At 57.7% G+C, this 19,410-nt stretch carries 19 protein-coding genes; 7 read left to right on the top strand and 12 right to left on the bottom strand.

The features are described 5' to 3' along the window. Positions 1 to 12 precede the first annotated feature (12 nt). On the top strand, positions 13 to 441 hold the full coding sequence (locus tag PL263_RS06900) for a Dabb family protein (RefSeq protein ID WP_278212313.1): 429 nt from the start codon (positions 13 to 15) through the stop codon (positions 439 to 441). 62 nt (positions 442 to 503) lie between these two features. Here PL263_RS06900 and PL263_RS06895 read toward each other — a convergent pair whose 3' ends face one another. The 7 genes from PL263_RS06895 to amrB all read right to left on the bottom strand — a co-directional run bounded on the left by PL263_RS06895 (position 504) and on the right by amrB (position 7,819). Further along, positions 504 to 1,133: a bifunctional 4-hydroxy-2-oxoglutarate aldolase/2-dehydro-3-deoxy-phosphogluconate aldolase gene (locus tag PL263_RS06895; RefSeq protein ID WP_140913302.1), complete on the bottom strand. Its 630-nt coding sequence runs from the start codon at positions 1,131 to 1,133 to the stop codon at positions 504 to 506. 109 nt (positions 1,134 to 1,242) lie between these two features. Further along, positions 1,243 to 3,063, bottom strand: coding sequence for a phosphogluconate dehydratase (gene edd / locus PL263_RS06890; RefSeq protein ID WP_278212312.1), 1,821 nt, complete (start codon positions 3,061 to 3,063; stop codon positions 1,243 to 1,245). Between the two features lie 72 nt (positions 3,064 to 3,135). After that, positions 3,136 to 4,065 carry a methyltransferase domain-containing protein gene (locus PL263_RS06885; protein ID WP_278212311.1) on the bottom strand — a complete coding sequence of 310 codons (930 nt, stop codon included), beginning with the start codon at positions 4,063 to 4,065 and terminating at the stop codon, positions 3,136 to 3,138. Positions 4,066 to 4,110: 45 nt separating this feature from the next. Continuing rightward, a complete protein-coding gene (gene pgl / locus PL263_RS06880; RefSeq protein WP_278212310.1) occupies positions 4,111 to 4,821 on the bottom strand; it encodes a 6-phosphogluconolactonase in 711 nt (236 codons plus the stop codon). A gap of 30 nt (positions 4,822 to 4,851) precedes the next feature. Then, complete coding sequence (zwf, locus tag PL263_RS06875; protein ID WP_278212309.1) at positions 4,852 to 6,318, bottom strand: glucose-6-phosphate dehydrogenase; 1,467 nt, start codon at positions 6,316 to 6,318, stop codon at positions 4,852 to 4,854. 177 nt (positions 6,319 to 6,495) lie between these two features. Beyond that, on the bottom strand, positions 6,496 to 7,053 hold the full coding sequence (amrA, locus tag PL263_RS06870; RefSeq protein ID WP_278212308.1) for an AmmeMemoRadiSam system protein A: 558 nt from the start codon (positions 7,051 to 7,053) through the stop codon (positions 6,496 to 6,498). Beyond that, positions 7,040 to 7,819, bottom strand: coding sequence for an AmmeMemoRadiSam system protein B (gene amrB / locus PL263_RS06865; RefSeq protein ID WP_278212307.1), 780 nt, complete (start codon positions 7,817 to 7,819; stop codon positions 7,040 to 7,042). Before amrB ends, amrA begins: the two co-directional genes overlap by 14 nt. A gap of 154 nt (positions 7,820 to 7,973) precedes the next feature. Here amrB and amrS point away from each other — a divergent pair, with 154 nt between their 5' ends. The 5 genes from amrS (at position 7,974) to PL263_RS06840 (ending at position 11,532) form a co-directional block, all read left to right on the top strand. Beyond that, entirely contained in the window at positions 7,974 to 9,056 is a 1,083-nt protein-coding gene (amrS, locus tag PL263_RS06860) for an AmmeMemoRadiSam system radical SAM enzyme (protein ID WP_278212306.1), read from the top strand. A gap of 314 nt (positions 9,057 to 9,370) precedes the next feature. Next, on the top strand, positions 9,371 to 10,048 hold the full coding sequence (locus PL263_RS06855; RefSeq protein ID WP_278212305.1) for an OmpA family protein: 678 nt from the start codon (positions 9,371 to 9,373) through the stop codon (positions 10,046 to 10,048). A gap of 22 nt (positions 10,049 to 10,070) precedes the next feature. After that, the gene (locus tag PL263_RS06850; RefSeq protein ID WP_082877652.1) at positions 10,071 to 10,619 is read left to right on the top strand and encodes a V4R domain-containing protein; all 549 of its coding nucleotides are present in this window, start codon (positions 10,071 to 10,073) and stop codon (positions 10,617 to 10,619) included. A 35-nt stretch (positions 10,620 to 10,654) separates the two neighbouring features. Then, positions 10,655 to 11,068, top strand: coding sequence for a roadblock/LC7 domain-containing protein (locus tag PL263_RS06845; RefSeq protein ID WP_140913311.1), 414 nt, complete (start codon positions 10,655 to 10,657; stop codon positions 11,066 to 11,068). Positions 11,069 to 11,088: 20 nt separating this feature from the next. Continuing rightward, a complete protein-coding gene (locus PL263_RS06840) occupies positions 11,089 to 11,532 on the top strand; it encodes a roadblock/LC7 domain-containing protein (RefSeq protein WP_278212304.1) in 444 nt (147 codons plus the stop codon). 30 nt (positions 11,533 to 11,562) lie between these two features. Here the strand turns inward: PL263_RS06840 and rnt are convergent, their stop codons facing one another. Next, entirely contained in the window at positions 11,563 to 12,252 is a 690-nt protein-coding gene (rnt, locus tag PL263_RS06835; protein WP_140913313.1) for a ribonuclease T, read from the bottom strand. Between the two features lie 92 nt (positions 12,253 to 12,344). On the opposite strand from rnt, the gene PL263_RS06830 reads away from it, so the two are divergent. Next, positions 12,345 to 13,127 (top strand): VacJ family lipoprotein, encoded by a 783-nt coding sequence (locus PL263_RS06830; RefSeq protein ID WP_278212303.1) that lies wholly within the window; start codon positions 12,345 to 12,347, stop codon positions 13,125 to 13,127. Between the two features lie 52 nt (positions 13,128 to 13,179). Here PL263_RS06830 and mtaB read toward each other — a convergent pair whose 3' ends face one another. The 4 genes from mtaB to purB all read right to left on the bottom strand — a co-directional run bounded on the left by mtaB (position 13,180) and on the right by purB (position 19,361). Then, positions 13,180 to 14,469, bottom strand: coding sequence for a tRNA (N(6)-L-threonylcarbamoyladenosine(37)-C(2))-methylthiotransferase MtaB (mtaB, locus tag PL263_RS06825; RefSeq protein ID WP_278212302.1), 1,290 nt, complete (start codon positions 14,467 to 14,469; stop codon positions 13,180 to 13,182). Positions 14,470 to 14,519: 50 nt separating this feature from the next. Continuing rightward, positions 14,520 to 15,749 carry a spore maturation protein gene (locus PL263_RS06820; RefSeq protein WP_278212301.1) on the bottom strand — a complete coding sequence of 410 codons (1,230 nt, stop codon included), beginning with the start codon at positions 15,747 to 15,749 and terminating at the stop codon, positions 14,520 to 14,522. Positions 15,750 to 15,859: 110 nt separating this feature from the next. Continuing rightward, complete coding sequence (locus tag PL263_RS06815; protein ID WP_278212300.1) at positions 15,860 to 17,587, bottom strand: NAD-dependent malic enzyme; 1,728 nt, start codon at positions 17,585 to 17,587, stop codon at positions 15,860 to 15,862. Between the two features lie 418 nt (positions 17,588 to 18,005). Continuing rightward, positions 18,006 to 19,361, bottom strand: coding sequence for an adenylosuccinate lyase (purB, locus tag PL263_RS06810; protein WP_278212299.1), 1,356 nt, complete (start codon positions 19,359 to 19,361; stop codon positions 18,006 to 18,008). Positions 19,362 to 19,410 lie beyond the last annotated feature (49 nt).

Raw genomic sequence — 19,410 nt, 5'->3', positions numbered from 1 at the left:
AAGAGTGAGCAAATGATTAAATCCTGCTACGGCTTTGTGCTGGTGGCGTGGTTCGCGGCCGGTTGTGCCCAGCCGGTGCAACCGCAGGCCGCACCGGATACGGCTCGATTACACCATTTGGCGATCGTCTGGCTCAAACAGCCGGGCAATGACCAATTGCGTCGGCAATATATAGAGGCCAGCCGGCCGCTGGCCGGCTTGCCTGGAGTAGTGGCCTATGAAGCCGGCACCCCGGTCCCAGTTCAGCGCAGCCGGCCCAACGCGGCGCTGGACGAAAGTTATGATGTGGCGATTTACGGCGTGTTCGAGAGTCGGCAAGCGTACGAACAGTTTCTGAAAAACCCGGAATATTTGCGCGTCGCCCAGCAAGTGTTGCGGCCGTTGGTGGACAAGTACAAGCTTTACGAGTTCGCGGAGCCGGACTGGTCGAAACTGCCTTAACCGTTATCGGTTAAGGTGATTGGAACGGTCTCCGCGATTAATCAGAGCGGGTGGTTGCGGTGTTATTGTTTTAAAGCCGAAGCCACTGCGGCGCGGCGAGTGATTTCGGCCCAATCGCCGGCGTCGACCAGATCGGCCGGCGCCATCCAAGAGCCGCCCACGCAGGCCACGTTATTCAGCGCCAAATACTCCGGCGCGTTTTTCGGATTGACGCCGCCGGTCGGGCAGAATGTGACTTGCGGTAGCGGGCCGCCGAGCGATTTCAGCATAGGAATGCCGCCGGCGGCTTCGGCCGGGAAGAATTTCATCGCGGTGATGCCTTTGTCCAGCAAACGCATCACTTCGCTTGGCGTAATGACGCCCGGCAGCAACGGCACGCTGGTCTCCAATGCCGCATCCAACAGGCTCTCGGTGACGCCGGGGCTGACGATGAACTGGGCGCCGGCGTCGAGAGCATGGTGCAGAGTCTGAACGTTGATGATGGTACCGGCGCCGACGATCGCGCCAGGCACCTCGGCTTTGATCTGGCGGATCGCGTCCAGGGCCACTGGCGTGCGCAAGGTTATTTCCAGCACTTTCAAGCCGCCGTCGACCAGGGCTTTGGCCAGCGGGACGGCGTTTTCCAGATTATTGATCACCATGACCGGCATTACCGGCGAGGTGGTCATGACTTGTTTGATGGTTACGGTCATGGCTAATGTTTCTCTCTGTTGGCGGTGCTGCGCCCGCGGGCGGACGCGGTGGCCCGGCTGAGGGACTCGATCGAGTATTCCCTGTGCCGGGCTTGGGTTGTAGTTATTGTTAATCCACGTAAAACAAGTTGGTGGCTCCGGTTTCCGCCGACGAGGCGTGGGCGCGGAAGCCGCCGAACAATTCCCGGCCCATGCCGAAATGATGGCCTTTAGCGCTATTGGCGGCCACGGTGCGGGCTTCGAATTCGGCCGAATCGACTTGGACGTTGACTTCGCCGGTCTGGGTGTTCAGCGCGATGATGTCGCCGTCGCGAACCTTGGCCAACGGGCCGCCGTCCAGACATTCCGGACACATGTGAATCGCCGACGGCACTTTGCCGGAGGCGCCGGACATGCGGCCGTCGGTAATCAATGCTACTTTGAATCCTCTATCCTGCAATACGCCGAGCGGTGGCGTCAGTTTGTGCAGTTCCGGCATGCCATTCGCTTTCGGGCCCTGAAAGCGGAGCACGACGATGCAGTCCTTTTCCAGCTCGCCGCGCTTGAAGGCGGCAACCACGTCGTCCTGATCGTCGAATACCACCGCCGGAGCAGTGACGACTTGGTGTTGCTCGGCGACCGCGGAAATTTTCGATACGCCGCGGCCCAGGTTGCCGTGCATCACGGTGAGGCCGCCGGTGGGTTGGAACGGTTTGCTTACCGAGCTGATCACCGTTTCGTCTTGGCTGGCGCCAGGGCCCTCCGCCCAATGCAGCCCGCCGTCGGTCAGTTTCGGCTCCCGGCTGTATTGTCCCATGCCGCGTTCGTCGCCGATGGTCAAAATGTCGCCGTGCAGCAGGCCGTTGCGTAGCAATTCGGCTATCAAGACGCCCATGCCGCCGGCCGCTTGGAAGTGGTTGACGTCGGCCGAGCCGTTCGGGTAAATCTTGGCCAGTAGCGGTACGATTTTCGACAATTTGTCGAAGTCGTCCCAGTTGATGATGACGCCGGCGGCGCGGGCGATTGCGATCAGATGGATGGTGTGGTTGGTCGAGCCGCCGGTGGCCAGTAAGCCGATGATGGCGTTGATGATGGCTTTTTCGTCGATGGCATGACCGATAGGACGAAAATCGTCACCCAACGCGGTGAATTTCAAAATTTGCCGAGCGGCCGCTTTGGTCAGTTCGTCGCGTAGCGGCGTATAGGGGTTGATAAAGGAACTGCCGGGCAGATGCAGTCCCATGATTTCGACCATCATCTGGTTGCTGTTGGCCGTGCCGAAGAAAGTGCAGGTGCCTGGGCTGTGGTAAGACTGGGATTCCGACTCCAGCAACTCCTTGCGGCCGACCTTGCCTTCGGCGTACAACTGGCGTATGCGCACCTTTTCTTTGTTAGGCAGGCCGCTCGGCATCGGGCCGGCCGGGACGAATACTGCCGGCAAATGGCCGAAGCTCAAGGCGCCGATCAGCAGGCCAGGTACAATTTTGTCGCAGACGCCCAAATATAAGGCGGCGTCGAACATATTGTGGCTGAGGCCGATCGCAGTCGCCATCGCGATTACGTCGCGGCTGAACAGTGACAACTCCATACCGGGCTGGCCTTGAGTGACGCCGTCGCACATTGCCGGCACGCCGCCAGCGAATTGCGCCACGCCGCCCGCTTCGCGCACGGCTTGTTTGATCAGGGTCGGGAAGTCCTTGTAAGGTTCATGGGCCGACAACATGTCGTTGTAGGCGGAGATGATTGCAATATTGGCTTTTTGGGTGCCGGCCAGATCGTCTTTTTCGTCGCTGGCGCAAGCGGCAAAGCCGTGGGCCAGGTTGCCGCAAGCCAGTTTGGCGCGGTGCGGGCCTTTTTCGACGGCGGCGTCGATGCGGGCAAGATAAGCCGCACGAGTTTCGCGGCTGCGTTTTACCACGTCTGCGGTGACTTTTTCTAAAGAGGGATGCATAAATTATCCTGATGCTTGACTTGGTGGCCTACATGGAAAACAAGGTTCCCCATGCTAGGGTGGTTCGTTTGGCTAATACGTATTCGGCTTTTTTTCCAATATGATCCAAAAGCTCAACCAGCTAAATAAGTCGCGGCTCACAGACCTGAACTCCGACGCCAATTTGGGCATGATGCGATCTATCTGCTCGGCGCCGAGCTGGTCGATCGGCGCCAACTGCGTAATCTCCAGACCCGCTTTGCCCGCGGCTTCGACGTATTTGTTTGCGCGCCAACGGTTCGGGAAGCCTTTGTGGGAGTACATCAATCGGTACAGCGGTCGCGGCCAGGTTAAAAAGTCGAACGCTTGGTAACGGTCCAAGCCGTGGCTTTTCAGATCGACCTTGTGAATCGATTTTCCGTCCGGTTTTAACGCTGCGTCAATATCGGCAAACGTGGCATCGATATCGTCGACATGTTCCAGCACCGCCCGGGAAATAATCAAGTCGTAAGCCAGGCTTTCGCCCGACAATCCGTTTGGGGTGACCGCGTAGTTGACGGTGCCGGCGCTGAATCCGCTTTCGGGATCTCCGCTGCTGTTGAAGGCAGCCATCGCCCTGGATTTCTCGTCGCCGGTCAAGCCTTCGCAGAGGGCTTTATAGATCGCGGCGTTTTTGGCATTGATTTTATTCAGCGGAAATCGGTCGACGCAGCGAACCTGTGCCGCGCCGTAGGCGTATAACAGCAATGCGACCCCGAGCACGTCGCCAGGCCCGTATTCCAAAATAGTCTTGCCGGCCAGAAACGTTTTGAATTCCGCCGGTTCCAGACCCAATTGCCGGCGGTAATCTTCCACGCACTCGAAAAAATAGCCGGCAACCTCTGCAGAGCTGCCTTCATCGCCGCCGCGCCCGGTCTGGCCGGTAAGGCGGACATAAAGGCCAGGCGAGAATCGGGCGATTTGATTGGTGGCAACAGCCTTCGAAAAAAGGAGGATATCTTTGCAAATGTTCTCGGTGTACAAAAGCGGCTCCTTTTCAGCGTTAATTATGATGTTGCCGGCCCGGGATCAGGGAGCCCAATACAACTCGACCGGCGCCTGCTCCTGATTCAACAGGGCCCGGATCGGCATGTCTTCCACCGGACCGGGCTGTTGGGCTTTACCGAATACGGCCAGTTTGTCCTCGCCGGTGAACAGGATCACGATGCGCTCCGATTTCAGCAGGCCGTTGCGGGTCAAGCTCAGGCGTTCGGTATTGGCGCCGGTGACCTCGCTCTGCGCCGCATTGATCGCCGCGGTCAGTTGGGTGTTGTTTTCGCTTAGCGCTTCGGTCAGGCCGGAGGCGTGCGGAAACAACGACGCGGTGTGGCCGTCGATGCCCATGCCGACGATGCTCAATGTAAACGGTTGTGGTAAGGCCTGGTAACGGCCTTCGGTTTCGGCCTGGCCGGCAGCGGCGGTCGCGGCGGCGGTTTTCATGCCGACGAACTCGACGTTTCTGGCGTTGTTGATCAACAGGCTGCGGCGGATCAGGGCTTCGTTGCTGGCACTGTGCTCAGCGTCCACCCAGCGTTCGTCGACCAGCGCGACTTTGATTTTTTTCCAGTTCAGATCGGATTTGGAAAGTGCTTCATACAGCGGCGCCGGTGTGGTGCCGCCGGAAACCAGTAGCACGGCATGGCCGTGCTTGCTGATCGCTTCCGACAACACGTCGTGGCATTCCGCTACCAATGCGGTGAACAAGTGGTTTCGCTGTTCGAAAAAAAATTCTCTAACCATAATCGTTGTACTCGTGATGGATTTAGATGGTTACTCTTCCCACGCGCGGCCGTCGCGGGCCAAAAGCGCTACCGAGGCGATCGGGCCCCAGCTGCCGGCCGGATAGGATTTGGGCGCGCTGTGGCTGTGCGCCCAGGCGTCCTGGATCGAATCGACCCAAGTCCAGGCCTGTTCGATTTCCTCGCGGCTCAAAAACAGCGTCGGATTGCCGCGCAGGGCTTCCAGGATCAGTTTTTCGTAGCCGCCGAAGATGCTGTTTTTCTTGAAGGTTTCCGAGAAACTCAGGTCGAGCTTGGTTTGCTGCAGTTTGATGTTGCCGTCGATGCCGGGCACTTTGTTCAGCATCACCACCTCGACGCCCTCGTTGGGTTGCAGGTGGATCACCAGTTTGTTGGCGGGCAGGTCGCGGAAACTGTCTTTAAAGATGTTGTGCGGCAACTGTTTGAAATTGACCACAATCTCGGTGCGCTTGTTCGGCATGCGTTTGCCGGTGCGCATATAAAACGGCACGCCGGCCCAGCGCCAGTTGTCGATGTCGACCCGGATCGCGACAAAACTTTCGGTGGTGCTTTCCTTGTTGGCGCCTTCCTCTTCCAGATAGCCCGGCACAGCCTGGCCTTTGATGAAGCCGGCGGTGTACTGGCCGCGCACGGTTTTCTCTTCGACGTTGCGCGCCGTGATCGGCCGCAGCGCTTTCAGAACCTTGATTTTTTCCATGTGGATGCTTTCCGCTTCCAGGTCGGCCGGCGGTTCCATCGCGACGAAGGTCAGAATTTGCAACAGGTGGTTTTGCAACATGTCGCGTAACTGGCCGGTCTTGTCGAAATAGTCCCAGCGGCCTTCGATGCCGATGTCTTCGCCGACCGTGATCTGGATGTGGTCTATCGTATTGTGGTTCCAGTTGGTGGTGAAAATCGAATTGGCGAAGCGCAAGGCCAACAGGTTCAACACGGTTTCCTTGCCCAGATAGTGGTCGATCCGGTAGACCTGGTCTTCGTGAAAGGCGTCGGCGACGGCGTCGTTGATTTCTTTTGACGACTTCAAATCGTGGCCGATCGGCTTTTCCATCACCATCCGCGATTCCGGTGTCAACACGCCGCAGCTTTGCAGGCCCTGGCAAATGCTTTTGAACAAAAACGGCGCGACGGCGAAATAATTGACCATGACCCGTTTGTCCGGCTCCACGGCGGTGTTCAGCTGCAGGTATTGCTCAGGCTGAGTCAGGTCTATTTTCAAATAAGACAGGCGCTTGGAAAAACGTTGCCAGATTTCTTCGTTGATGGTGTTGTTCAAAAACGCCTCGAGACTGGCGCGGGCGATTTTGACGAAACCTTCGCTGGTCTCGTCAAGCCGGTCGACGCCGACGATGCGGGTGTCGGGTTCGAGTAATTCGGACTTTTCCAAGCGATATAACGAAATCAACAGTTTGCGCTTGGACAAATCACCCAGCGCGCCGTAAATCACCAAGTCGCAGGGTTTATAAGTGTGGTTTTTCATTCAATGGTACCCAAATACGCTGAAATCCGTTCGGTGCCGGCGGCGGTTCCGGACGGTGGCAAAATCCGGCGGGCCGAAATTAGCCGAAAATGCCGCCATTATACCGTTCCAAGAGCTTTTCGAACAAGAAAAAAGCCTGGAGGCCTTGATTTTACTGGGTTGTGCAGGAGGAACGGCTCAGCCGAAGCTTTCCGTGGTGTAGCGGAAAAATCGCAGGCTGTCCGACCAATAAGCGGCCGGCAGGCCGGCTTTTTGTTTCAGGTGGTTCAGGAAACGGGCCGGTTCGGGCAGGTCGTCCCAAACCGCGGGTAGAAACGTCGCCCGCCGGCCGCCTTCCTGCAGAATCAAGCCATCCACGCCGGGGCGAAGCTGCTGCAGCAAGTCGGCTTCCGACTTGACCGGCAGCGGTTCCGCCGGCGCCAGCACCGAGATATGCAGATCGAGTCCGGCCAGCTCGCTGTCCCGCAGCGGCGGGAAGCGCGGATCGCGGAAGGCGGCGGCGAAGGCGTTTTCGGCCACGTCTTCGGCCAAAGGCCGCCGCGCTTCGAGCATGCCGATACAACCCCGCAATTGGCCGGCGCGTTCCAGCGTGACGAAGGTGGCGCGGCGGGCGGATAATTCGCCGGGATACTGCGCCGGATCGACGCTTAACGGCCGGCCGGTTTCCAGGCCGTGGCTTATCGATTGCCGGGCCAGCGCCAACAGCCGTTGGCGTTGGTCGTCAGTCAACGACATAGGCACCGTAGCCCACCACTTGCTGCTTGTCGCCGGCGGTGTCTCCGGAGTTGCGCAGGTCTATGGTTTTGATCGACAGGCCTTTTTCTTCGAGTAATTTTAATAGGCCGTTCACCGCCACCTTGCCGCAGGCGTCCTCGCCGCCGATGTCCTGGTAGCGCAATTGTTCGATCAGTTGGCTGGTATTGCGGTCCATGCGTTGCGCGGTGGCGTAAGGGTGGTAGTGGCTTAGGTCGGAGCTGACCACCAGCAAGGTTTCCGGGCCGTCCCACAGCAGATCCAGCACTTGGCTGACTTGGTCCGGGCTGGCGTCTCCGGCCACGATCGGCACCAGGCTGAAGTCCCGCAAGACTTCCTGCAGAAACGGCAAATGGACTTCCAGGCTGTGTTCTAGGGTATGGGCCTGTTCGATATATTCGACGAACGGTAGTTGTAACAAGGTTTCCACTGCGGCCCGGTCGACCAGGACGTCGCCGAGCGGCGTGGTGTAGGCGTGGGTTCTGCTGACCGCCAGACCGCGGAACGCCACCCGGTGCGAGGGTCCGATCAATACCACGCGCTTGATCGAGCCGGCTGCCGGCTTCAAGCGTACATAAGCGCTGGCCGCGATCGGCCCCGAATAGAGATAGCCGGCGTGCGGGGCAATAATGGCTTTGGGAACTTGGTCCGCCGGTTCGGCCTGCTGCAGAAAGCCGACGATTTCGGCGTGGAGTTGTTGGGGTTGCGCCGGGTAGAAGCGGCCGGCGACCGCTGGTTTTCTGTTCATGCGCTGATCCTTATTAGAGTTGTAATCGATCAGTAAGCCTGGGCCGGCTGCGGCTGTCGAAATAACTACAGTTCGCGCCTGCTCCGGCGTTATTCTACTGCTAACTGCATCGGTAACGACCGGATTTTTTCGGCGAGGTTCAAGGAGCAACACCATGGCTGCATTACTTAGTTCCGACACTGCTGCCACCCGCTATTGGCACGTCCTGGCCGACGGCAAAGTGCAATGCGATTTGTGCCCGCGCTTTTGCAAACTTCACGCAGGCCAGCGCGGCTTGTGCTTTGTCCGGCAGAATCTGGGGCAGCAAATCGTCATGACCAGCTACGGCCGTTCCAGCGGCTTTGCCGTCGACCCGATCGAAAAGAAACCGCTGAACCATTTTTTGCCCGGTACGCCTATCCTGTCGTTCGGCACCGCCGGTTGCAATCTGGCCTGCAAGTTTTGCCAGAACTGGGATATCAGCAAATCGCGGGAAATGGATACTTTGATGAGTCGCGCCAGCCCGGAAGCGATCGCCAAGGCGGCATTGGAGCAGGGCTGCAGCAGCGTGGCTTATACCTACAACGATCCGGTGGTGTTTCACGAGTATGCTATCGATACTGCCCAGGCCTGCCGCGAACTCGGGTTGAAGTCGGTGGCGGTGACCGCCGGTTACGTTTGCGCCGAACCGCGCGCCGAGTTTTACCGTTACATGGATGCGGCGAACGTCGATTTGAAAGCGTTTTCCGAGGATTTTTACCACAAAATCACCGGCGGCCATTTGCAGCCGGTGTTGGAAACGTTGGTGTATCTGAAGCAGGAAACTCAGGTTTGGTTTGAGCTGACCACCTTGCTGATTCCGGGCGAAAACGATTCCGAAGCCGAATTGCAGGCGATGACGCAGTGGGTGGTCGAAAATTTGGGGCCGGAGGTGCCGATGCATTTCACCGCCTTCCATCCGGACTGGAAAATGACGGATAAACCGCATACGCCGGCCGCGTCGCTACTGATGGCCCGCAAAATTGCGCTGGAAAACGGTGTGCTTTACGCCTACGTCGGCAACGTGCACGACAAGGCAGCGGAGAGTACTTACTGCCACCACTGTGGCGAACTATTGATCGGCAGAGACTGGTACGTGTTATCGGACTGGAACCTGGATGCTGCAGGCAATTGCCGCTTTTGCGGTACGCGTTGCGCCGGCCTGTTTCAAGCCCAACCCGGCGCTTGGGGAGCAAAGCGGCGGGCGGTAAGTTTTTGAAAATTCGGACTATGCTTGATTTTGCGAAGAGGTTCTCAATATTTTGCGGATTGTAAAAAATTAAATATGATGTGCCTTTAACGGAAGCGACCTACTTTAGCCGTGGTTTGCCGATATTTGCGACGGTTCGCCCCGTCGTCCGCACCAATAAATACCGAGTTGTTTTAACAGTCCGGGAGCACGAATGAAAAAAAAAGCGCAATCTCGACCGCGACGGGTTGGACGGTATACTGCCTGATTTAAGGAAGGGCGTGGCCGCACCAGCGTCTGCCTCGTCGCGAGAGGCGACAGCGGCCAAACCGCGCCGGGCGAAGGTGATACCGCTGTTTACCGCACTGGGCGCGTTGGTGGTGGCGGCGTTGTGGTTGGATCGCTATGTGCCGAGCCCGCCTGTGGCAGGAACCGATTCTTTGGCTTCGGCGGCAGGCGGCGGAGCCGGAACCGACTCGAAACAATCAGCGATTTTGGCCCCATCGCCAGCGATAGCCGATGGCGGGAAAGCGCAACCGGTTGCTGCCGCCAGTCCGAATCAAGCCGAGCAGACGATTGACGCCCATCCCCCTGCGGAGGACATTTTGGCGCAATTGCCGACCGAACCCACTGCAGCCGGTATTCCCAAAACAACCGCGGGAAGCGGGACGGATGTCAATGCGCCGGCCGGCCCACGTTTTACCGTTTATTTTAAATTCGACTCCAGCCAGCTGACGTCGCAATCGAGTGCCGCTGTGGGCGAATTGCTGGCGGCGGCGCAAAGCTGTTCCGGGAAAGTCCGCTTGCTCGGACATACTTGCAATTTAGGCACCGACGCCGGCAACCGCTGGCTCGGGCAGATCAGGGCGAATACCGTCAAAAAGATGCTGGTTGCCCGCGGTGTTCCACCGCAAAACATCGTTACCGCCTCGGATGGCATGGCGCAGCCGGCGGCGCCCAACGACACCAAAGCCGGCCAGGCGTTGAACCGCAGGGTGGAACTGCATTGCCTGGACCAATAACCGAACGAGGAGAGTAGAGGCCATGTTACAAAATACTAAATCAGATTATCAGATCGCCCAGCAGCAAATTCTCGACGGCATTATTTCCGGCCAGTTCGAAATCGAAAACCGCAACGATTTGGGGCCGTTGATCCCGATTCGCCTGTTTCAAGCCTTGCGGATGGTGGCGCTGGGGTCGAATGTCGAGGACATCCTGGGCCAGGGCGCGCCTTCTTTGGTTTACCACTCAGGCCAGAGCTTGGGCTTAGCTATGGGCCAGATCGCCGTGGCCAACATCGATAAAGACCTGGAGACTTACGTCGGCAAGATCAAAATGCTGTGTCGGCAATTGAGCATCGGCCTGGTGGTGCCGGATAAAGTCGATTTGTCGGCCGGGGTGCTGGAGTTGCGCGTCGACGAGTGCGTGTCCTGCGCCGGCATTCACAACGTCTCGGCGCCGATCTGCCATTTCGAGGCCGGGATGGTGGGCGGTATCGTCAAGACTTTTTTCAAGCGCAACGTCAAGGCAACCGAGACCAAGTGCAACGCGCTGGGCGACAAGACCTGTCTGATCCGCGTCGATTTGCTGTAGGCTGCCCTATATAAAACGATAATCAGGAGTACGGCATGAGTAGTAACGTCCAATTTCTCGATCCGCGGAAATCTCAAAACAACGAGATCGATTCGATTTTGCGCAACCTGATGAGTATCCAGGGAGTATCGGCGGCGGCGATTGTCGATAGCGACGGTTTTGTCACCCATATTCATCGCGATTTCGAAATCAACACCGACGCCATCGGCGCTTCGGTGCAGGTGGTGTTCGGTGCGGCCGCCAAAGCGGCGCAGCATGTCGGCCACCATTCCACCAACATGGTGATTTGCGAAAATTCCGAGGGCTATATTTTATCGACGCCGATCGAGGCCGGTTTCATGCTGGCTTTGGTGACGCAACGCGAAGCGTTGCTGGGTCGGGTGCGCTTTGAGTTGAAAGAAACCATTCCGGTGTTGAAACGGCTGTTCAGCAGTTATCTGGCTAATTAATACGCATTGAAGTGACAGATATGCATTGGTTTGAATCCCAGTTGGCCGAATTGGATCGGCTCGCTGCAGATTATCTCGCCGCGCAACGCCAATCGGGCGGCGATATCGTCAACGTCAGCGAATCGGCCAGGACCAAGCGCGCGGCTTTTATTGACGCTGTACAGGCGCTGGTGGATAAGGTGATAAAAATCAAAGGGATAGCCGCTTGCGCGGCTTACCACGACGGCCTGATTCTGGCGCAATCGGCGGAGGTGCCGCATATCGACGCTTTCGGCGCGGTGATTCAGGAAACCATTCGTGCCGCTCAACACGGTCAGGTCTCGTTGAGTCTTGGAACTATCGAACAGATCGTCATCGTCGGCGTCGACCATAAACTGGCCATGCTCAGCGTCGGCCCTATCATTTTGTGCATTTACAGCCCGAAACAGGTCAATCTGGCTTCGGTGTTGAGCCGGCAGGCTTAATTTATTGCTTTCGCCGCCGCCGGTGCGGCGTCACAGCTCGGCGAGGTTGTCGGCAGGCGCGTTATTGTGCGCTAAGTCGCTAATCGGCGAGTTTTGTAGCGCTTCCAACTCGCTTAATTTCTTCCAGCGGTTAATAATCAGGCAAAACAATTGCGCGGTCTGCTCGGCATCGTACAACGCCGAATGGGCACGGGAGTTATCCCAGTCCAGTCCGGCCGCTTGCGCAATTTTGGCCAGTACGGTCTGGCCGTAGACCAGGCCGCCCAGGGTAGCGGTATCGAAGCTGCTGAAGGGGTGAAACGGGCTGCGCTTATGGTTGGTGCGGTCGATTGCGGCATTCAGGAAATTGATATCGAATGCCGGGTTGTGGCCGACTAAGATCGCCCGTTTGCAATGGTTGCGTTTAACGGCGGCCTTGATTGGCGTAAACAACTTGTTCAATGCCTCTTTTTCTTCGATTGCCATGCGGAACGGGTGGTAGGGATCGATACCGTTGAACTTCAAGGCGGCTTCGTCGAGTTCGGAATTTTTGAACGGGATGATATTGCAATGGTGTTTTTCGGTAACCCGCAGCAGGCCGTCCGCATCGGGTTCGACGATTACCGCGGCGATTTCCAGCAACGGGTTTTTTTTGGCATTGAAACCGGCGGTTTCGATATCGACAATGACTGGCAAATAGCCTCTGAAACGATCGCCTAACGGGTTGAAAGTGCTTTGCATCGAGCTGCGGATTGGTAAAAAAAATGGGTTGTATGCTATGTTACGTGAGTTTTGGATAGGTATAAACAATATTCAATTTGATGAGGTTTGTTATGCAAAATAGAAATACCACTTGGCTGGTCGCAGGGTTGTTGGTTTTGGCCAATGGTTGCGCGACGGTACACACCGTCGATCCTAAGGATCCCTGGCAGAGTTGGAACCGAAGCGTACAGTCGTTCAACGACGGCGTCGACGACTACGTGATGAAGCCGGTGGCCAAAGGCTACCGCTGGGTGACGCCGGATGTCGTCGACCAGGGCGTGACCAATTTTTTCAGTAACATCGACGATATCGGCGTTTGTGCCAACGACGCGCTGCAAGGCAAATTCGCCCAGTCCGGAGCCGACGGTGCCCGGTTTCTGGTCAATACCACGGCCGGTGTGGCCGGTTTGATCGATGTCGGTAGCATGATAGGCTTGGCCAAACACAATGAAGATTTCGACCAAACTCTGGGTTACTGGGGGGTTCCGACCGGTCCGTATTTGGTGTTGCCGTTCTTCGGACCCAGCTCGCCGCGCGGCGTATTCGGGTTGGTCGGCGACGCAGCGATGAATCCGTTTACTTATGCCGGCATCTACTTGAACCCGGGTTGGGTAGGCGCCGCCGCCTCGATCGGGCCGGGTGCGTTGAAAGTGATCGATGCCCGTGCCGATTTGTTGGGTCTGGAAAAAGTCGCGACCGAAGCGGCCTTGGATAGATACGAGTTTTTCAAGAATGCCTATCTGTCCAGACGCAACTACCTGATCCACGACGGCAACGTGCCGGAAGACGACGTGCTGAAATTCGACGAAATGAAAGACCAGGGTTACGGGCCGTGGGATCCTAACCCGTATTAAGTTTTTTCCGATACTAAACCAAGGCCGCTGGGCATAAGCCTCGCGGCCTTTTTTATTCGGCGAGGCTGGTGTTGACGAAGTCTGCCGTCACCGACTCCAGCCGGGCCGGCACAATCAGGTTTTCCAAGGATCGCCCGGCCGGGACGTCGCAGGCCACCCGCAAATAATTCGGGGTATAGCCGAAATAGCGCAGATCGCCGTTTGCCAACGTTTCGGTCTGGCCTTCCCACAGCACCGGCACCACGCATCCGAGGTTGCTTTCGGTAAATGCCTGTTTCATTGTTTCGGCCAGCGCGTGCAATTCCCGGCTGCGTTGCCGTTTCAGGTCCGGCGAGATTTGATCGGGCAGCCCGGCGGCTTTGGTGCCCTCGCGCGGCGAATAGCTGAAGATGTGGATATGGCCGAAGCCGACGCGCTGGATGTATTCGACGCTTTCCCGCCATTCTGGCTCGGTTTCGCCGGGGAAGCCGACGATGATGTCGGTGGTGACGTTGAAATGCGGAATCGCGCTGCGGGCTTGGTTCACCAATTCGGCGAACTCGGCGGTTTTGCAGCGCCGCGCCATGCGCCGCAACACGCTGTCGCTGCCGCTCTGCAACGGTAGATGCAGATGCGGCATCAGCCGCGGGTTTTTGAATAGCTCGAAGAAACCGTCCGGCAACTCCCAAGGTTCCAAAGAGCCCATGCGCAGACGCGGAATCTCGGTCCGTGCCAAAATGGCCTGTACCAGTTCGGCCAGATTGCTGCCGATATCGCTGCCGTACCCGCCCAGGTGTACACCGGTAATGATGGCTTCGTTGATGCCTTGCCCATGCAGTGCATTGATTTCGGCGACGACCTCGTCGACGCTGCGGCTGCGTTCCTCGCCACGGGCGACGGTGACGATGCAAAACGTGCAGCGGTAACGGCAACCGTCCTGAACTTTGACGAAGGCGCGTTGGCGGCCGCGGCTAAACAACGACACCTCGCCGGGTTCGGTCGACATTGCCGGCATGCTGTCCATGTTCAGTTCGCTCAGCGTGCGCTCGACCAACTGGTTTTTGTCGTTATTGCCGACAATCAGATCGACGCCCATCAATTGTGCCGCTTCGCTTTCGTTCAAGGTGGCATAACACCCGCTGACTACCAGTTTGGCTTGCGGATTGTCGCGGTGCACGCGCCGAATCAATTGTTTGGATTTTTTCACCGCATCCTGTGTCACCGCGCAGGAGTTGATCACGACCAGTTGCGCGTCGTTGACGTTGCGGGTGATGGCATGGCCTTTGGCTTGAAAGGCCTGGGCCCAGGTTTCCAGTTCCGCCTCGTTCAGACGGCAACCCAGGGTTTTTAAATGTATCTGCATTTGTGCTTCGTTTCCAAGTTTTACGGCGAATCGAGCCGCCGGTTCGGCTATTAGCCAAAAAACCAATAAGTCACCAAAATCGCGGCAACGATGCCGCCAATGTCGGCAATGATGCCGCAGGCCGCGGCATGGCGGATGCGTTTGATGTTAACCGCGCCGAAATACACCGCCAGCACGTAGAACGTGGTTTCGGTGCTGCCTTGCACCACCGATGCCAGCCGGCCGGCAAACGAATCGGCGCCGTGGGCCTGCATTGTATCTATCATCATCGCCCGGGCGCCGCTGCCGCTGAACGGCTTCATCAATGCAGTCGGCAGACCGTCGATAAAGCGGTTGTCGATACCGTAATTGTCCACAAGCCAGCGCACGCCGTCGATGACAAACGTCAACGCGCCGCTGGCCCGGAATACACCGAACGCCACCAGCATCGCCACCAAATAGGGAATGATGCCGATCGCGGTTTGAAAGCCTTGCTTGGCGCCGTCGATGAACAATTCGTAGGCGTTGAGGCCTTTGCTTACGGCGGCGGCGATGAATGCGACCACCAAACCGAGCAAAATAACGTGGCTGGCCAGCGACGATTGTGCCAGCATCTCCGCTTGGCCCAAGCCGGAGAAATAGCCCAATATTCCGGCCAGCAATGCGCTGATGCCGCCCAAATAGGCCAATACCACTTTGTCTAACAGGTTGAGCTTTTGCACCCAGGCCACCGCCAGTAAGCCGGTTAAGGTTGACACATAGGTCGCGATCAAAATCGGCAGGAACACGTCGGTCGGATTGGCGGCGCCGAGCTGAGCCCGGTAGGCGAAAATTGTCACCGGAAACAGCGTCACCGACGAAGTGTTGAGCACCAAAAACAGAATTTGCGCGTCGCTGGCTTGCTCCGGCCGCGGGTTCAGCGTTTGCATTTCCTGCATGGCTTTGATGCCCATCGGCGTAGCGGCGTTGTCCAGGCCCAACATATTGGCGGCGATGTTCATCGTGATCGCTCCCAGCGCCGGGTGGCCCTGCGGAATTTCCGGCATCAACCGGCTAAATAGCGGGTTCAGCGCGCGGGTCAGTAATTCGATGAAACCGCTATGTTCGCCGATTTTCATGATGCCCATCCACAACGCCAAGATGCCGCCCAGACCCAACGAAATTTCGAACGCGGCTTTCGCCAGACTGAACATCGCCGCGACCATTTCCGAAAATACTCGAGTGTCGCCCAGCAGCAAGAGCTTGAAACTGGCGACGGCGAACGCCGACAGGAAGAAAAAGACCCAGATCAGGTTGAGCACAAGGAAAGGCGATTTGGATTGGCAACGGCAAAATTAGCGCTATTTTAGCAATTTAGCTTCGTCGGCGGCGCGGAAAATAGTAATTCGTGCAAGCGCTCTGGCGCTGCGGGTCAGCCCACGTAACGAAACGGCAAATAGTGTGGATGCCATTGGTTGGCAGCAATAAAGTCGACCAAATTTGCCGGATCCAGATCGGTTCGGCTAGCCGAGCCGTCGGCGATGGCTTTGGCTAACACCCGTTCCGCGACGTAGCTGCTGATTTTCTGCAAATCGGCAATAGGCGGGTAGATCGCGCCGGCGTCGGGTTCGAATTCGGCGATGTAGTCGGCCAGGGCATAAGCCGATTCCAGCACCATCGCGTCGCTGATACAGCGACACTCGCCGAGCATAGCCGCCAAGCCCAGGCCGGGAAAGATGAAGGCGTTGTTACCTTGGCCGATTTTGTGGCGGGTGCCGCGGTATTCGATATCGGCGAACGGACTGCCGGTGGCGACGATGGCGCGGCCCTCGCTCCAGGCGATGATGTCCGCCGGCGTCGCCTCGCAATTGGCGGTCGGATTGGACAGCGGCATCACGCTCGGGTTTAGGCAGTTGCCGGCCATGGTGCGGATCAGCTCTTCGCCGAACAAGCCGGCGGCGCCGGTCAAACCGATCAGGACGCTGGGTTTGGCGTGGCTGACCACCTCGAATAACGGGGGCTGGCTATGCTCAGGAATGCCCCAGGTTTGGCCGATTGTCGCCGGTTGGGCGATGCCGTGTTTGTAGTGCTCCAGTTCCTGATCTGCGACGACCAAACCGGATATATCGACCACGTACAGTCGTTGCCGGGCTTGGGCTTCGCTCAGTCCGGCGTCCATCAGGCCGGCCTTGATCACGCTGGCGACACCGATACCGGCGGCGCCAGCGCCGGCAATGACAATGGTCTGTTCGGTCAGCGTTTGGCCGAGCCGTCGGCAGGCGGCCAATATTCCGGCCAGTGCCATTGCGCCGGTGCCCTGGATGTCGTCGTTGAAGCAGGGCACTTTGTCCCGGTAGCGGGCCAGCACGTCGAAGGCCACGTCCTTGGTAAAGTCCTCCCACTGAATGATGGCTTTGGGCCAGATCCGATGGGCGGCGGCGACGAATTTATCCACCATCGCAAAATAGGCCTCCCGCCCCAAACGTTTGGCGCGCACGCCCAAATAGTGCGGGTCGTCCAGCAATTCGTCGCGATTGGTGCCGACGTCCAGATTGATCGGCAAGGTTTGGAACGGGCAGACGCCGCCGCCGACGGTATAGAGCGCCAGTTTGCCGATGCAGATCGACAGGCCGCCCATGCCCTGGTCGCCGATGCCCAGAATCGCCGAAGCGTCGGTGACCACGATCATGCGGATGTCGTGCCAGGGGTAGTTTTTTAAAATCGCATCGGCGCGGTCGATGTTGTTCGGCGACAGGGTCAAGCCGCGGGCGGTGCGGTAGAGCGAGCTGAACTTCTGCACCGCGAGGCCAATGGTCGGCGTATAGACGATGGGGACCATCTCTTCCAGATGCCGCTCCAGTATCGCGTAAAACAAGATTTCGGAGCGGTCCTGGATCGCTCGCAGAAATTGGTATTTGGAAATATCGTCGGCCTGCTGCCGGTAACTGAAATACAAGCGCTCGATTTGTTGCTCCAGCGTCGTCACTTGCGGTGGCAATAAGCCGTCCAAACCCAGATCGATGCGCTCCTGCTCGGTGAAAGCGGTGCCTTTATTGCTGGCCGGCAACTTCAGCAGGGTCATGCCGCGGATAGACACCGCCAGGTAAGGCTTGCCGTCCTGGTCTTGGCGGTATTCGAAGTAGTCGCTGAGTCTGGTCATCGGGTGTATGTAGTTATTCCCAAACAGCCGTGCAGTCTATCCGAGCTGGCAGGCGTTTGCTGGTTTGATTATTGGTATCAGCTACAAGCAAATGCGGTGCCAGGGCCAGCGCGATGGCACGACTTGGCCGGCGGATCGGCTTAACTCGGCTGCGATTTCGGTTGGACTTTGGATTTGAGGCGCGATTATGCGGGTATCGGGCCTGTTTTGGAGTTGCCGCTGGCAGAATAATACGGAATGGGTTGCGGTAAAGGTTGTTTGGCCCGATTCGCGAGTGATGCAATCTCGATATCGCGACCCGCGACGAGGAATGGTCGCACCAATAACGGACTCAACCGATCCCGGCGCACTGAAATAGTTCGGTGGTGCCGGTGCTCCCTGGCGAAGCGGCCGGTCGCTTCGCCAGGGAGCAGGGCTATCAGATTTTCTTTGCCAACGCGGTGGCGTAGCCGGTGTAGCTGTGCGGGGTCAAGGCCAACAGTTCGGCTTTGGCGTCGGTCGGAATCTCCAGTTTTTCGACGAAGGCGCGCATGCCGTCGCCGGTGACGCGTTGGCCGCGGGTCAGTTCCTTCAATTTCTCGTAAGGTTTTTCGATGCCGTAACGGCGCATGACGGTCTGGATCGGTTCGGCCAACACTTCCCAGTTCATATCCAAATCTTGATCCAGCGTCGCCGGATTCAGTTCCAGCTTGGAGATGCCTTTCAAGGTCGATTGAATGGCGATGCTGGTGTGGGCGATACCGACGCCGATGTTGCGCAACACGGTCGAATCGGTCAGGTCGCGCTGCCAGCGTGATACCGGTAGTTTGTCGGCCAGAAAGCCGAAAATCGCGTTGGCCAGACCCAGGTTGCCTTCCGAATTCTCGAAGTCGATCGGATTGACTTTGTGCGGCATGGTCGACGAGCCGACTTCGCCGGCCACGGTTTTTTGCTTGAAATACCCCAGCGAGATATAGCCCCAGACGTCGCGGTCGAAATCCAGCAAAATGGTGTTGAAGCGCGACAGGGCGTGGAAAAATTCGGCCATGTAGTCGTGCGGTTCGATCTGGATCGTGTAAGGGTTGAATGTCAGCCCCAGCGACTCGACGAAGTTTTGTGCAAACTGCGGCCAATCCACTTCCGGATAGGCGACGCTGTGGGCGTTGTAATTGCCGACCGCGCCGTTGATTTTGCCGAGCAGTTCGACCTTGGCCAGTTGCTCGCGTTGGCGTTGCATGCGGGCGACGACGTTCGCCATTTCCTTGCCGACCGTGGTGGGCGTGGCCGACTGGCCGTGGGTGCGCGATAGCATCGGTTGCTCGGCACTGGCCAGGGCCAATTGCTTGATCGCTGCTATCGTGGCGTCGATCTCGGCCAGGACCAGACCGCGGCCTTCTTTCAACATCAAGGCATACGACAGGTTGTTGATGTCTTCCGAGGTGCAGGCGAAATGGAAGAACTCGTTGATTGCGTGCAGCTCGGCGTTGCCTTTGACTTTTTCCTTCAAAAAGTACTCGACGGCTTTGACGTCGTGGTTGGTCGTCTTCTCGATGTCCTTGACGGCTTGGGCATCGGCTTGGGAAAAATTGCTGACAATGTTATCCAGCACGCGGTTCGCTTCAGCGGACAAGGCCGGTACTTCGGATATCTTAGCTTCGGCGGCCAGGGCTTGCAGCCAGCGCACTTCGACTTCGACCCGATAACGGATCAAGCCGTATTCGCTGAAAATGGGGCGCAAGGCGTCGACTTTACTGGCGTAGCGGCCGTCGATGGGGGAGATGGCGGTGAGGGTCATGTTATGTGTTTCCTAAAATTTCTAAAACGTAAACGGTTTACTTGCGGCG

This window comes from Methylomonas sp. EFPC3 (assembly GCF_029643245.1).
Lineage (GTDB): Bacteria > Pseudomonadota > Gammaproteobacteria > Methylococcales > Methylomonadaceae > Methylomonas > Methylomonas koyamae_B.
This window is presented reverse-complemented; position numbering and strand designations above follow the sequence as displayed.

What these genes read in the sequence shown, in the direction of transcription:
- PL263_RS06900 (WP_278212313.1), top strand. Translation starts at nt 13, where the DNA reads ATGATTAAATCCTGCTACGGCTTTGTGCTGGTGGCGTGGTTCGCGGCC.
- PL263_RS06895 (WP_140913302.1), bottom strand. Translation starts at nt 1,133, where the DNA reads ATGACCGTAACCATCAAACAAGTCATGACCACCTCGCCGGTAATGCCG.
- edd (WP_278212312.1), bottom strand. Translation starts at nt 3,063, where the DNA reads ATGCATCCCTCTTTAGAAAAAGTCACCGCAGACGTGGTAAAACGCAGC.
- pgl (WP_278212310.1), bottom strand. Translation starts at nt 4,821, where the DNA reads ATGGTTAGAGAATTTTTTTTCGAACAGCGAAACCACTTGTTCACCGCA.
- zwf (WP_278212309.1), bottom strand. Translation starts at nt 6,318, where the DNA reads ATGAAAAACCACACTTATAAACCCTGCGACTTGGTGATTTACGGCGCG.
- amrA (WP_278212308.1), bottom strand. Translation starts at nt 7,053, where the DNA reads ATGTCGTTGACTGACGACCAACGCCAACGGCTGTTGGCGCTGGCCCGG.
- amrB (WP_278212307.1), bottom strand. Translation starts at nt 7,819, where the DNA reads ATGAACAGAAAACCAGCGGTCGCCGGCCGCTTCTACCCGGCGCAACCC.
- amrS (WP_278212306.1), top strand. Translation starts at nt 7,974, where the DNA reads ATGGCTGCATTACTTAGTTCCGACACTGCTGCCACCCGCTATTGGCAC.
- PL263_RS06850 (WP_082877652.1), top strand. Translation starts at nt 10,071, where the DNA reads ATGTTACAAAATACTAAATCAGATTATCAGATCGCCCAGCAGCAAATT.
- PL263_RS06845 (WP_140913311.1), top strand. Translation starts at nt 10,655, where the DNA reads ATGAGTAGTAACGTCCAATTTCTCGATCCGCGGAAATCTCAAAACAAC.
- PL263_RS06840 (WP_278212304.1), top strand. Translation starts at nt 11,089, where the DNA reads ATGCATTGGTTTGAATCCCAGTTGGCCGAATTGGATCGGCTCGCTGCA.
- rnt (WP_140913313.1), bottom strand. Translation starts at nt 12,252, where the DNA reads ATGCAAAGCACTTTCAACCCGTTAGGCGATCGTTTCAGAGGCTATTTG.
- PL263_RS06830 (WP_278212303.1), top strand. Translation starts at nt 12,345, where the DNA reads ATGCAAAATAGAAATACCACTTGGCTGGTCGCAGGGTTGTTGGTTTTG.
- mtaB (WP_278212302.1), bottom strand. Translation starts at nt 14,469, where the DNA reads ATGCAGATACATTTAAAAACCCTGGGTTGCCGTCTGAACGAGGCGGAA.
- PL263_RS06815 (WP_278212300.1), bottom strand. Translation starts at nt 17,587, where the DNA reads ATGACCAGACTCAGCGACTACTTCGAATACCGCCAAGACCAGGACGGC.
- purB (WP_278212299.1), bottom strand. Translation starts at nt 19,361, where the DNA reads ATGACCCTCACCGCCATCTCCCCCATCGACGGCCGCTACGCCAGTAAA.